This is a genomic window from Bordetella trematum, from assembly GCF_900078335.1.
GTDB classification, from domain to species: domain Bacteria; phylum Pseudomonadota; class Gammaproteobacteria; order Burkholderiales; family Burkholderiaceae_B; genus Bordetella; species Bordetella trematum.
On record NZ_FKBR01000050.1, the window covers coordinates 20,449 to 34,039 of the forward strand.

11 protein-coding genes are annotated in these 13,591 nt (G+C 62.5%); 9 read left to right on the plus strand and 2 right to left on the minus strand.

Annotated features, from left to right (window positions below):
* Nucleotides 1-10 precede the first annotated feature (10 nt).
* The 4 genes from A7V84_RS19525 to A7V84_RS19540 are packed head-to-tail and all read left to right on the plus strand — an operon-like array spanning nucleotide 11 to nucleotide 4,283.
* Nucleotides 11-1,207 carry a CaiB/BaiF CoA transferase family protein gene (locus tag A7V84_RS19525; RefSeq protein WP_063492113.1) on the plus strand — a complete coding sequence of 399 codons (1,197 nt, stop codon included), beginning with the start codon at nucleotides 11-13 and terminating at the stop codon, nucleotides 1,205-1,207.
* Entirely contained in the window at nucleotides 1,204-1,989 is a 786-nt protein-coding gene (locus A7V84_RS19530; RefSeq protein ID WP_063492112.1) for an enoyl-CoA hydratase, read from the plus strand. The genes A7V84_RS19525 and A7V84_RS19530 overlap by 4 nt, the downstream gene beginning before the upstream one ends.
* 27 nt (nucleotides 1,990-2,016) lie before the next feature.
* Nucleotides 2,017-2,919 carry a polysaccharide deacetylase family protein gene (locus tag A7V84_RS19535; RefSeq protein ID WP_063492111.1) on the plus strand — a complete coding sequence of 301 codons (903 nt, stop codon included), beginning with the start codon at nucleotides 2,017-2,019 and terminating at the stop codon, nucleotides 2,917-2,919.
* Nucleotides 2,916-4,283 carry an MmgE/PrpD family protein gene (locus A7V84_RS19540; protein WP_063492110.1) on the plus strand — a complete coding sequence of 456 codons (1,368 nt, stop codon included), beginning with the start codon at nucleotides 2,916-2,918 and terminating at the stop codon, nucleotides 4,281-4,283. Before A7V84_RS19535 ends, A7V84_RS19540 begins: the two co-directional genes overlap by 4 nt.
* Before the next feature lie 128 nt (nucleotides 4,284-4,411).
* Here the strand turns inward: A7V84_RS19540 and A7V84_RS19545 are convergent, their stop codons facing one another.
* Nucleotides 4,412-5,290, minus strand: coding sequence for a methylenetetrahydrofolate reductase (locus A7V84_RS19545; RefSeq protein WP_063492109.1), 879 nt, complete (start codon nucleotides 5,288-5,290; stop codon nucleotides 4,412-4,414).
* 34 nt (nucleotides 5,291-5,324) lie between these two features.
* A complete protein-coding gene (locus A7V84_RS19550; RefSeq protein WP_025517387.1) occupies nucleotides 5,325-6,221 on the minus strand; it encodes a LysR family transcriptional regulator in 897 nt (298 codons plus the stop codon).
* A gap of 361 nt (nucleotides 6,222-6,582) precedes the next feature.
* Here A7V84_RS19550 and msuE point away from each other — a divergent pair, with 361 nt between their 5' ends.
* The 5 genes from msuE (at nucleotide 6,583) to A7V84_RS20900 (ending at nucleotide 13,526) form a co-directional block, all read left to right on the plus strand.
* Nucleotides 6,583-7,164, plus strand: coding sequence for an FMN reductase (msuE, locus tag A7V84_RS19555; RefSeq protein ID WP_025517389.1), 582 nt, complete (start codon nucleotides 6,583-6,585; stop codon nucleotides 7,162-7,164).
* 76 nt (nucleotides 7,165-7,240) lie between these two features.
* Complete coding sequence (locus tag A7V84_RS19560; protein ID WP_025517391.1) at nucleotides 7,241-8,224, plus strand: DUF1852 domain-containing protein; 984 nt, start codon at nucleotides 7,241-7,243, stop codon at nucleotides 8,222-8,224.
* 28 nt (nucleotides 8,225-8,252) lie between these two features.
* Nucleotides 8,253-9,281 (plus strand): methionine synthase, encoded by a 1,029-nt coding sequence (locus A7V84_RS19565; RefSeq protein WP_063492108.1) that lies wholly within the window; start codon nucleotides 8,253-8,255, stop codon nucleotides 9,279-9,281.
* 484 nt (nucleotides 9,282-9,765) lie between these two features.
* The gene (locus tag A7V84_RS21285) at nucleotides 9,766-10,002 is read left to right on the plus strand and encodes a hypothetical protein (RefSeq protein ID WP_127070806.1); all 237 of its coding nucleotides are present in this window, start codon (nucleotides 9,766-9,768) and stop codon (nucleotides 10,000-10,002) included.
* Nucleotides 9,999-13,526, plus strand: coding sequence for a UvrD-helicase domain-containing protein (locus A7V84_RS20900; protein WP_082833007.1), 3,528 nt, complete (start codon nucleotides 9,999-10,001; stop codon nucleotides 13,524-13,526). Before A7V84_RS21285 ends, A7V84_RS20900 begins: the two co-directional genes overlap by 4 nt.
* Nucleotides 13,527-13,591 lie beyond the last annotated feature (65 nt).

Below are 13,591 nucleotides of genomic sequence, written 5' to 3' on the forward strand. Positions count from 1 at the left end.
CCGGAATCCCATGGCCAGAATCAATGCCTCCACCCCTCTCTCCCGCCTGCGCGTGCTGGATCTCTCGCGCGTACGGGCTGGTCCGACCTGCGTGCGTATCCTGGCCGACTTCGGAGCCGATGTGATCCGTATCGAACCGCCAGCCGGCATAGACCCGAACGAAGCCATGTTCGCTGCCGACCGCAATGGTGGCGACTTCCAGAATCTGAATCGCAACAAGCGCTCCATGACGCTGAACCTGAAAAAGCCTGCAGGGCTGGCCGTGTTCAAACAATTGGTCGCCACCGCCGACGTGGTGGTCGAAAACTGGCGTCCCGACGTCAAGACGCGCCTGGGTGTGGATTATGAAACCTTGCGTGCCATCAACCCTCGCATCATTCTCGCCAGCATTTCTGGCTTCGGCCAGGATGGTCCCTACGCCCCTCGCCCGGGATTTGACCAGATAATCCAAGGCATGGGCGGGCTAATGTCCGTTACAGGCTTTCCAGGCGGCGGCCCCTTGCGAGCCGGGCTGGCCGTGGCCGACTGCAGCACCGGTATCTATGCGGCCGTCGGCATTCTGCTTGCCTTGCTAGAAAGGGAACACTCTGGCCAAGGGCAATGGGTCCACAGCTCCCTGCTGCACACCCAGATCGCCTTGATGGACTTCCAGGCCGCACGCTACCTGAACGACGGAGACACCCCGGTACAAGCCGGCAACGACCATCCGACTAGCAGCCCCATGGGGCTGTTCGAGGCCAGCGACGGTACCTTTAATCTGGGAGCATCTGGCGAAGGAAACTGGCGCCGGCTGTGCGAATGCCTGGACAAGCCGCAATGGCTGGACGATCCACGCTACGCGACCGAAAAACTCCGGGTACTCAACCGCACAGCGCTCAATGCTTCCCTCGCCAGGTGTTTCAGCCAACATACCGTCGCTCATTGGGTCGAACGGCTTAATCAGATCGGCGTGCCGGCTGGCCCGGTCTACTCCATCCCGCAGGTCTTCGATGACGCCCAGGTCAAGCACCTGGCTGTTGCGCAGTCCGTGGCAGACGACACAGGCCACGAATACCACCTGATCTCGCAACCGGTCACCCTGACCCGTACTCCGGCTCATATCGTCCGGCCTGCCCCGGGCTGGGGCGAACACACCCGGGAAATGCTGGCCGAGCTGGGCTATCAGGACAACGAGGTCGAACACCTCTATGACGAAGGTGTCGTATGACTAGCGGGAAAATCAAGGTCGACCTGCAAGACGGCATCGCCGCACTCACGGTCGACAACGCCGAACGGCGCAATGCCATGACCCTGCACATGTGGAAGCAACTCGCTGAGGTCTTGCGGGAACTGGCGCAGACCCGCATCCGCGTACTGACACTCACGGGTGCCGGCACCCGTGCTTTCGTGTCAGGCGCCGACATCAGCGAGTTCGGACAGACACGCGACGGCCATGCAGCCGTGACCTGCTACAACGAGGCGGTCGCCGAAGCCCAGTTGCAACTGGCGCAATTCCCTGCCCCGACGGTCGCATTGATCCGGGGCGCCTGCATGGGTGGCGGCATCGGCCTGGCGTTGGCTTGTGACCTGCGCTACGCCAGTGCCAGCGCTAGCTTTCGTATGCCGGCAGTCCGCCTGGGTCTTGGATACGGCCTGGAGGATATGCGTCGCGTGGTCCAGGTCATGGGGCCTGCCGCAGCCTTCGAGCTGTTCTATACCGCCCGTACCCTGAACGCCGGCCAAGCCGAACGCCGCGGCTTGATCCAGGAGTGTTTTAACGAGGACGATTTCTCCCGCCAGACCTGGGCGCGCGTCCATGGAATCGCCTCCCACGCCCCCCTCTCCCTGCGGGCGGCAAAGGCCACCATACTGGCGTCCATTAGCGCACCCGACGCCCGCCAGCTCGATACGATAGCGGCCCTGGTACAGCAGTGTTTCGATAGCGAAGACTACGCCGAAGGCCGCCGGGCGTTCGCCGAGAAACGCGAGCCGCGTTTTCTCGGTCTCTAAGCAACCCTGATCCGTGACCTCCCTGCCATGAACAATCCACGCATCCCATTTCTGCTCTCCAGCCAGCGCCCGCCGCTGGCACCACTCGACGGTAGCGCCATCCTGGTGCACTTGGTGGTCAATGTCGAACACTGGCCCTTTGACCAACCCATGCCGCGCACGCTGCTTACCGCCCCACACGGCCGCGAGGCGGTACCCGACATCCCCAACTTCAGCTGGGCCGAATACGGCCTGCGCTGCGGACTGCCGCGCCTCATCGACGCCATATCCAGCCGCGGCCTGCCAGCCTCGGCCAGTCTGAACGCCTCGGTCATCGACGCCTACCCACAAGTTGCTGAAGCGCTGCTACGTGCGGGTTGGGAATTCATCGGCCACGGTATCCACCAGCGGGCAGTCTCGCCACAGGACCGCGATGACGAGGCCCACAACATCTCGGCCGCATTGGGGCGTATCGAAACCTTTACCGGAACCCGTCCCCGCGGCTGGCTCTCTCCCGGCTTGCGTGAAACCCCGGACACACCCGACCTTCTGGCACGTGCCGGCATCGACTATCTGTTCGATTGGTGCCTGGATGACTTGCCTAACTGGATGCAAACTACATCCCGTCCTCTCCTGGCCTTGCCCTATGCACTGGAGTTGAACGACTCAGTGATCCACGCGGTCGAGAAACACGCCACCGGCGAATTCGGTCGACGCGTAGAAAAAACCCTTGATCTATACGCGGCAGAGGCCCGCGCTGCCGGCTGCCCCCGCATCCTCACGCTAGGACTGCATCCACACCTGATGGGTGTGCCTCATCGCTATGCCGATCTGGTCGGCATGCTCGACCTCCTGCAACAACACCCGATGACCACCTTCGTAACAGGCAACGCCCTGCATGACTGGTATATGCAACAGATTCCCGCTCCCCACATGGACTCCCCGGCATGAGCGCGATTGACACCCTGATTAACCACTTATTGCAGTTGCGCTACGAAGATCTCCCGCCCGCCGCCACCGATGCCGCCAAGACATTCATCCTGGACGCCATCGGTGTCGGCCTGTCCGGGTCTCGTCATCCGCGCATGCCCGCACTGCGGCAGGCCGCCAGAGCGCTCGGCAATGGTACGGAAGCCACCGTATGGGCGAGCGGCGAACGCCTGCCCTTGGCCTCAGCAGCCATGTTGAACGCTTACCAGGTCTTCAACCAAGAGTTCGATGCCATCCATGACCGCGCCGTCGTTCATGCCTTCGCCTGCATCGTACCGGCCGCCATAGGCTACGCGGAGCGAGAAGGCGGCATCAACGGTCGGCAACTCATTACCGCCATCACCGCCGGACTGGACTTCGCGATCTACGTCGCACTGGCGCAGCGTGCGCCAATGCGTTTTTTCCGGCCTGCCATGTGTGGGGGCCTGGGCGCCACCGCTACCCTTTGCAAACTCGCTGACCAGGATGAAGAGACCACCCGCAACGCGCTCGGTCTTGCCTACAGCCATCTTTCTGGCACCATGCAGGCACATATCGAAGGCTCCCCCGCCGTAGGTCTGCAGGTGGGCCTGAACGCCCGCGCCGCAGTCACGGCCTTCGAGCTGGCACGAGCCGGATTCCCGGGTCCCCGCGATATCCTGGAAGGCCCCTATGGCTACTTTGCCCTCTACGACGCCGGCCAGGCCGACTGGGCTGATGTGCAGGCCGGGGTCGGCCGCAACTTCCAGATCACCCGGATGAGCCACAAACCCTACCCCACAGGTCGCGCCACCCATAGCGGCATCGCCGCCATGCTTCAGTTAAAGAATGAGCACGCCCTGCAGGCCGACGACATCGAGCATGTCATTGTTTACGCCTCCTCACTCATTGTCAGGCTCGTCGGCCGCGACGCCCACCCTGGCATGGACTCCGCTACCGCCCGCCTCTGCATGAGCTACACCATGGCCACCGCCTTGTTGCGCGGCCGCGTCGGCATCTCAGACTTCGATCCGGAAGCCCTCACCCACGCCCCAACCTTCAAACTGGCTGCTCGCATTCGAGTACTCGACGATGGCAACCCCGATCCCAATGCCATGAGTCCCCAGCGCATCGAACTGCGCCTCAAGGACGGCCGCCAATTCACCCTCTTTATGCCGGTGTACCCGGGTAGTCCCGAGCTGCCCTTGAGCCTGGACGAACAGAACGCCAAATTCCACGCCTGCTGCTCCTCCGCCCAGCCGCCGCTGACAAAAGACCAGGCTCACGCACTAGCGCGCTGTCTGCGCAACCTAGATACCCTGCATGACGTCAGGGAAATCTCCCAACGGCTAAGCGTTGCACCTTAGTTCCCTCCGGATCAGCGCATCAAACATGGCACCACTTGCCAGCGAGCCTGGCGATGAAATCGGAAAGACACGAGAGCGTGCTGTCTCTTACCTGCATCGCATTTGGCAAATCACGTCACCACTGCCCATCACTGTCCGCCACCGCCCGCCCGATACTGCTCGACCCATTTGACGGTCTTTTCAATGCCGCCAAAGGGAAAGAAATGCAGACTCACCGGCCCGTGGGTGTCGGTCAGTTCGGCGCCCAGGCGGTCCACGAACCGGTCGGGCCCTGCCGTGGCAAAGAGCTTGCCGAGGGAGAGCCCATACTTGGCCCACATGGACGCGCAGGCGCTCACGCCGCACAGCGCGGCATAGCGCGCCAGCACCGCGACGCCGGCCGGGCCCGGCACGCCCAGACGCACGGGGCATCGGATGCCGCGCTCGCGCAGCGCCAGCAGCCAGGCCAATACGGCATCGGCATCAAACGCAAACTGCGTGACGATCAGGGGGCTCATGCCACGCTGCGCAATATTGCCGCATTTGCGCTCGAGCACCGCCCAACGATCGGCCGGGCTCATCACCGGATGGCTTTCGGGATGGCCGCCCACCCCGATCTCCTTGATCCCGGCCCGCTCGAAAACGCCGGTCTCGATCAGGGACGCACTGTCGCCAAACGGCCCCAGGGGCGAGGCCGGGTCTCCCGCGATGACGAAGCACCGCTGCACTGCGGCCTCGGCCACGGCACGCGCCACGAAGGATTCCAGCTCGACCTGCGACGCAATGCGGCGCGCTGACAGATGCAGCATGGGCTCAAAGCCCAGCGCGCGCACCGCAACGGCCGCCGCCAGCCGCGCGTCGTCATCCTGCCCCGGCAGATAAGGGATGGCAATGCTCGTCCCCGGCGGAATCCGCGACGCTGCGGTGCGCAGCGCCGGCAGGTCCTTCACGCCGACCTCCAGCGAATAGGCCTCGATGAGGCGGCCGGCATGCCGGCGGATATCAGGAGAAATCAAAACCGTTGGCATGCTTGCCGGACATCAGGGAGGCAGGAAAAAAACGTCATGACATCGCCGCCACCGGCTGGCGGGCCAGGGCGATGAAGGCGCGCACATAATCAATGGCGATATCGGCTTCGCGCGCTCCCAGGAAAATATGCTTGGCGATGCCTCGTGCCCCCAGGCGCAGGGGCACCACATCCATCTTGGCCGCATACTCCTCGACCAGCCAGCGCGGCAAGGCGGCCACGCCCCGCCCGCTGGCCACCATCTGCAGCATGATGTCAGTGGTTTCGATGGTTTTGTGGCGCCGGGGCGTGACGCCTGCCGGCAGCAGGAACTGGTTATAGATATCCAGCCGCTCGATATCGACCGGGTAACTGATGAGCACTTCGCGCGTCAGTTGTTCGGGTTTGACATAGGCGGCCGACGCCAGCGCATGGCCCCGGGGCACGACCAGTACCTGCTCGTAATCGAACACCGGCTCGAACTTCAGGCCCGGCTTGTACAAGGGATCGGGCGTGACCAGCAGATCGATTTCGTACCCGAAGAGCGCACCTATGCCGCCAAACTGAAACTTCTGTTTCACGTCCACATCCACATCCGGCCAGGCTGCCAGATAGGGCGACACCACCTTGAGCAGCCACTGGTAGCAGGGATGGCATTCCATGCCGATACGCAGCGCGCCCCGCTCGCCCTGGGCAAACTGGCCCAGCCGCTCCTCGGCCAGGTCCAGCTGCGGCAGCACGCGGTTGGCCACCGCCAGCAGATACTGGCCAGCCTGCGTCAGCCGCAAACTGCGGCCTTCGCGCAGCCAGACCTCCGTGCCCAGCTGCTGCTCCAGCTTTTTCATGCTGTGGCTCAGGGCCGACTGGGTCAGGTTCAACACACCAGCCGCGGCGGTCAGGGAACCCTGCTGCTCGACCTGCTGCACGATACTGAGATGGATACGCTCAAGCATTCGAATGAGTGAATTTCATGGATACGTGAAATAAATCCATTTTACTTCATGATCTCCCCTGGCTACCATCGAGTCCTATTTTTGTTTGCACCATGCAGAGGCGGCCACGGCGCTGACGTTCCCCCTGAACGCAGGGGAATACCAGCCCGGCTGGCCCGCCGCGCTGCAGCGTTTTGCGCAAGGTGCGCCGCTTCGGCCGGCTCCGGATGGCCTCGCCCGCTGCGGACAGCACTCCCCCCTTGCCGGGGCGGGGAAACGCAGACGCACAAGCGGCTGAACGCAGCCACCGCAGACAAAGACCAGGGGCGAAGCCAGGGACAAGACCCGGGCGCCGCACAGATCAATTCCCATAGAAGTAGCAATGACACATCCACTGCGCGTCGTGGCGGTTTCGGGCGGCATGCAACGCCCCTCCAAGGCGGCGGCCCTTACTGAGCACCTGCTGGCGCTGATTGCCCAGGCCCTCCCCTGCGAGGCCCGCCTGATCGAACTGGGCCAGCTGGCGCCGCACTTTTCGGGCGCCGTCTGGCGCTCCCACCTGCCCGATCTGGTGGAGCAAGAACTGGCCATGGTCGAACAAGCCGATGTGCTGGTTGTCGCCACGCCGGTGTACCGCGGCTCTTATACCGGGCTGTTCAAGCACTTCTTCGACTTCATCCACCAGGATGCGCTCATCGACAAGCCCGTCCTGCTGGCTGCCACCGGCGGCAGCGAGCGCCATGCGCTGATGATCGATCACCAGTTGCGCCCCTTGTTCAGCTTTTTCCAGGCGCGCACCTTGCCGTTGGGCGTCTACGCGACCGACAAGGATTTCATGGACTACCGCGTGCATGACGAAGCCCTGATCCAGCGTGCCCGGCTCGCAGTCCAGCGGGCCCTGCCCCTGGTCGGGCTGACCCATCAGCCCGGATCCGCCCAGGCAAAAGAACGGGCGGCGGCCTGAAGCGGCAGCGCCCGCCAGGCCATACAGAAAATCAACACACCGGCTTCCTCTGCGGAAACCATTGCATCAGATAACAATGAACCAGAACTTTGCCTTCAGCCTCAAGAGCCTGCGTTTTGACGAGGATTACCAGCCCTCCGACAACACGCGCCTGACCACCAACTTCGCCAATCTGGCCAGGGGCGCCAGCCGCCAGGAAAACCTGCGCAATACCCTGCGGATGATAGACAACCGGTTCAACAGCCTGGCGCAATGGGACAACCCGACCGGCGATCGCTATGGCGTAGAACTCGACATCATCTCCGCGGAGATGAGCGTCGACGCCGACGGACGCCATGACACGTTTCCGCTGATCGAAATCCTGGAGACGACCATCGTCGACAAGAAGACCGGCCAGCGCATCCCGGGCATCGTAGGGAACAACTTCTCCTCCTATGTCCGCGACTACGACTTCAGCGTCTATCTGCTGCAACACAACCAGAACCAGCCCACTTTCAGCACCCCGGACGATTTCGGTGACCTGCACGGCAAGCTGTTCAAGCACTTTGTGGACTCCAGCGCCTACAAGGCCCGCTTCGGCAAGCCGCCGGTCATCTGCATCAGCGTCTCGACCAGCAAAACCTATCAACGCACCGACAACCAGCATCCCATTCTGGGCGTGGAATACCAGCAGGATGCGTTCTCCTCGACGGACCAGTACTTCGAGAAAATGGGCCTGCAGGTCCGCTTCTTCATGCCGCCCGGCAGCGTGGCGCCCCTGGCCTTCTACTTCCAGGGCGACCTGCTGAACGACTACAGCAATCTCGAGCTGATCGGCACGATCAGCACGATGGAAACATTCCAGCGCATCTACCGGCCCGAGATCTACAACGCCAACTCGCCGGCCGGCAAACGCTATCAGCCCAGCCTGAAAAACGCCGATTATTCCTCGACGCAGATCGTCTACGACCGCGAAGAGCGCAGCCAGCTCGCCGTCAAGCAGGGCAAGTTCACCGAAGAGCACTTCATCAAACCGTACAAGAACGTACTCGACCAGTGGGCCGCCGCTTACGCGCTCTGATCAACCCATAACAAACTGACTCATTCCTATGAAAACCCTCTTGCCCACCTCCACCGCAGGCAGCCTGCCCAAACCCTCCTGGCTCGCCGAACCCGAGAAACTCTGGTCGCCCTGGAAACTGGAAGGCGACGCTCTGGCCGAAGCCAAACAGGACGCCTTGCGCATCGCCCTGCAGGAGCAGCAAAGCGCCGGCATCGACATCGTCAGCGACGGTGAACAGACCCGCCAGCACTTCGTCACGACCTTCATCGAACACCTCAGCGGCGTCGACTTCGAAAAGCGTGAAACCGTGCGCATCCGCGACCGCTACGACGCCAGCGTCCCCACCGTCGTGGGCGCGGTCAGCCGCCCCAAGCCCGTCTTTGTCGAGGACGCCAGGTTTCTGCGCCAGCAGACCAGGCAGCCCATCAAGTGGGCCCTGCCCGGCCCCATGACGATGATCGACACGCTCTATGACGCTCACTACAAGAGCCGCGAAAAACTCGCCTGGGAATTCGCCAAGCTCCTGAACCAGGAGGCCAAGGAACTCGAAGCCGCCGGCGTCGATATCATCCAGTTCGACGAACCCGCCTTCAACGTCTTCTTCGACGAAGTCAATGACTGGGGCATCGCCACCCTCGAACGCGCGATCGAAGGCCTCAAATGCGAAACTGCCGTCCATATCTGCTACGGCTACGGCATCAAGGCCAACACCGACTGGAAAAAGACGCTCGGCTCCGAATGGCGCCAGTACGAAGAGTCCTTCCCCAAACTGCAGCAATCCGGCATCGATATCATCTCGCTGGAATGCCAGAACTCCCACGTGCCCATGGACCTGATCGAACTCATCCGGGGCAAGAAAGTGATGGTGGGCGCCATCGACGTGGCCACCAACACCATCGAAACCCCGGAAGACGTCGCCAACACCCTGCGAAAAGCCCTGAAGTTCGTGGACGCCGACAAGCTCTATCCCAGCACCAACTGCGGCATGGCCCCCCTGCCCCGCCACGTCGCCCGCGGCAAACTGCACGCCCTGGCCGCTGGCGCGGCCCTCATCCGCGGCGAACTCGGCGTCTGAGGTCCTGCACCTGCGCGGCCATCTCCCATGAAGGTCGGGCAGCGCCGCCGGCAAAGCACCCGCCTTTCCCCCGGCAAAACAAAAAAGGCGCTTCGGCGCCTTTTTTCTTTGCCGGCAAGATCACCCGGCAGCGATCCGGCAGCAAACACGCCTGAACGAACCCGTTTTCCCGGCACAGCCTGGAATGCGCAAGCTCGCCCAATCGCAGTCAAGCCAGGCCCGGATCGCGCGCCCCCGCAACCAGGTCTCGGGATAATCGTGACCGGCGCAGGGATATTGCAGGCCAGAACCTGCGCTTGCAGCGCCGCCCAGCCAGGTCGGGACGCCGCCTTGATTTGAGTTTAAATACCCAATAATCAATAATTTCAGATTCCTGGCAAGCCCGGAGGCGGTTAAGGGCTTCGCTCAACCGCCACGGAACTCCTCGGGGAAACGCAGAGGCGGTCAGGCCCCCGGCTTGATGTGCAGATCAGATTGAGAAGACGTGTTCCGCTTGATTTTCGCCCGGCGATACCGCTTCGGAACACGCATCCACTGCCTCCCCGCCCACCGCCTGATGCCTGCGTCCTGGCGAAACCAAAACAACGTAGCAATCCGGATCGGCGACGACAAACAGGCCGGCAGAAATGCCGCTCCCGCGGCCTTCACATTCACGCCCTACCGGAGCGGCGCCAAGCGCGATATTCCAACGCCGCCCTGGATCGACAAGACTGAGCGATGAGCGACCCGAAACACCGAAATAACTCGTGGCATACGCCAGCGAGCGTCAATCCTCACGACACGGTTTCCCCGTTTCGTGACAGCTCGGGTACGACGCAGCCTCCCCCACCGCCACACACCCGGCCCAGCGTGGCACACGGGGAGAAAAAAGAATGGACGCCCTCGTGGTGGGGCCGTCATCTGACCCGGTCGGCAGATTGGCATCTGCGTCTGGATCACCTGAAACTCAGCTTGACGGTGAACGGCCGTGTCTACCCGGTCAACGTCGAAGATGAAAGCGCCTACCGCATCCATGCCGGAACATTCTGGACGGATATCACGCTCCACCCCGGTCAAAGCCAGGAAATCAAAGCCGATGGCCTGCCCAATGCGCAAGGCAGCACCCTCATTCAGGCGCTCAATCTCGCTCTGGCAGAGAAACGCCTGCGCGAGGACCTGACGTTTATTCAGAACGGGCAACGCAGCATCGATGACTGGCTGAGCCTCAAGACCCGCCAGGAACGTAGTTGCGCGGAGCAACGACGCTGGTTCACGCATGAGCAACAAGCGGCCTTGCTGGCAGCGCGCCCGGACATTCCGCTCGACGCGCTTCGCTCCCGCCTGAAGAAGCCCGGCGTGGCCACGCGTCTGGGAGCCTCGGCCGCGGCAATCGAACACTCCCTCGCCGCCTGGCAAACCGACCATGCAGCCCACTGGGCCACGCTCAATGCCGCCCATGTCGAACGAGAGCTGGTCGCCTGCAAGACACTGCTGGACCGCGTGGAGAGCAAACCCCTTACCCCGGAACAGGCTCGCGCCGTCGTGTGTTTTGACAACCGCGTGCAAGTCATCGCCTCTGCCGGCTCGGGCAAGACCTCCACCATGGTGGCCAAGGCCGCTTACGCCATCCATCGCGGCTTGGTTGATCCCAAGCGCATCATTCTCCTGGCATTCAACAAACAGGCTGCGCAAGAACTCAAGGAACGCGCGGCCCAGGCATTCGAACGACTGGGAATGAGCAATGTCGAAGTAGCAGCATCCACCTTCCACGCGCTGGGTCTGCGCCTCATCGGCAAGGCGACGGGAGAGAAGCCCGATATTCCCGACTGGGCCACGGACCCGGCCGGCGGCGTGCGCATGCTCACCGGGATCGTCGATCAATTGAAAGACAGCTCTCCCACGTTTCGCCGTCAATGGGATCTGTTCCGCTTTGTCTTCGGCCGCAGCCTGCCCCCCTTCGGCGCACCGGAAGCCGCTGACGTATGGGACGCCCAGGGCCAAGGCGCGCTGCTCACCAACCGTGGCGAACGGGTAAAGAGCATGGAAGAGGTCATGATTGCCAACCTCCTCTTTCTGAACGGCGTGAATTACCGCTACGAGGCACCTTACCCCCACCGCACCGCCGACGAAGAGCACCGCCAATACAAACCCGACTTCTATTACCCCGACATTGACCTGTACCACGAGCACTTTGCCCTCAACGCCGAAGGCAAGCCGCCAGAACACTTTGCAGGCTACCTCGACGGGGTCATCTGGAAGCGCCAACTGCATGCGGAGAAAGGCACGGCCCTGTTTGAAACCACCTCCCACGGCTTACGTGACGGCGACGACCTCGCCCGCCTGGAACGGGAGCTGACCGGCCGCGGGCTCGTGCTCGACCCCAACCCGGACCGGAAAATTCCAAACGAGGGACAACGCCCCCTGGAATCACTCGAACTGATCGGCTTGATGCGCACCTTCATGAGCCACGCCAAAAGCAATGGATTGCGCCCGGCGGATTTGCAGCGAAGGCTGGACGACATGCCCAAAGGCAGCTTCAAGCTTCGCCACCAGATGTTCCTGGATCTCGCCACCCCTGTCATGAAGGCATGGGACGAAGCGCTCGCGGCCGAGAGCGCGATCGACTTTGAAGACATGCTCAACCTGGCCGCCGATCATCTGGAAAATAACCGCGTGGCATCCCCCTACGACCTCGTGATGGCCGACGAATTTCAGGACGCCTCCCGTGCCAGAGCCAGGTTGTGTCGCGCCCTGGTGAGAACTTCAGGCCGATTCTTTTTTGCCGTCGGCGACGATTGGCAATCCATCAACCGTTTCGCGGGGGCCGACGTCTCCGTGATGGCGAATTTTAAAGACTGGTTCGGCCATGGCCAGGTGCTCAAACTCGAACAGACCTTCCGTTGCCCTCAGGCGCTGTGCGACGTATCGGGTGCATTCGTATCCAAGAATCCCAACCAACTCCCCAAACGAGTGCACTCGTCCACACCGGCACAGGGCCCGGCACTCCAGGCGTTTCAAGTCGACAACAAAGGCGAACTGGCCGACGCCATCGACCAATTCGTCATGGACTTGGCCCGGGGTGTGCGCGAGGGCACGATCCCATTGGGGCGCAACGGAAAAATTTCCATTTATGTGCTGGGCCGCTACAACGCCGATCGGCAATATGTGCCGGCCAACCCGGAACGCTTCAACCGCTGGGTGGAAATATCGTTCCTCACCATTCACCGCGCCAAAGGCAGTGAAGCCGACTACGTCATCCTGCCGGAGATGATCAGCGCCCCGCGCCGGCGTAGCTTTCCCAACACCCGCACGGACGACCCGGTGCTGGAGCTGGCCATGCCCAGGGCAGACAACTACCCCTTGGCAGAAGAACGCAGGCTGTTCTACGTGGCCCTGACCCGGGCCCGGCGCGGCGTGGCAATGTTCACGGCCCAGGGCCAATGCTCGACATTTCTCCGGGAGCTTCAGGAAGAGGGAGCCGTGGCCCTGACTGACATGCAAGGCAAGCCCGTCCAGGAAGACCGCTGCCCGGCTTGCAAACAGGGCGCGCTGGTCCTACGAACGGGCCCCTACGGAACATTTAGCGCCTGCTCCAATTACCCGGTGTGCAGCTATAAGCCCAAGCCGCGCAATATCGCCTCGCCGCCACTTGCAGCGTCACCTGCATCACCTCGCCCCTTGAAGCCGGTGCGCACGCCCGCCGCGTCGCGCGAGCTTCCGGATCCCTCCGCCCCCCGGCCGAAACGGACATTCTCCGCCCTGTTTCAGTCCTTTAGCGCTGGGGTGGCAGAGATCAGCCATCACATCTCTCGCGCCAGTGCCCTTCAAGCGGGCACGTCAGAACTCAAGCATCAACTCTTCGCCGAAAAGACCGCCATCGAAAGTGCCCTGGAAATGGCTAGAACGGCAATCGAACGCGAAAGGCACATGCAAAACCCGCACTTCAAAGAAGTCTACGAACGACTGACCGCCGCCGTCAGGGGCCAGGGTAACCGCACTCCCGCTGCGCCCAGCCCGGCAGACGAAACCCCTCTGCCCTCTTTTCTGCGGACACAGCGCCACCCAGACGAAGAGTTCGAAGCAGTCATTCAACACGCCTTCGACGACCTCCAGCAAGAACGTGAAGCCTTCCTGTCGGTCATTCATGGTGAGTTGACGAGCGACCCGCTACTTCGCCGCCACTTTCTCGTATCACTGGAAAAACTCAAGGCCGGGCGCTACCAATCCGCCCTCGACCCCGGCGCATCCTGGGCACGCCATCGCTGATCAACCCGGCCGGACACACACAGCCGAGGCGCAGGCGGCTACCCCCGGGGAGGCCGCCGCAGAGC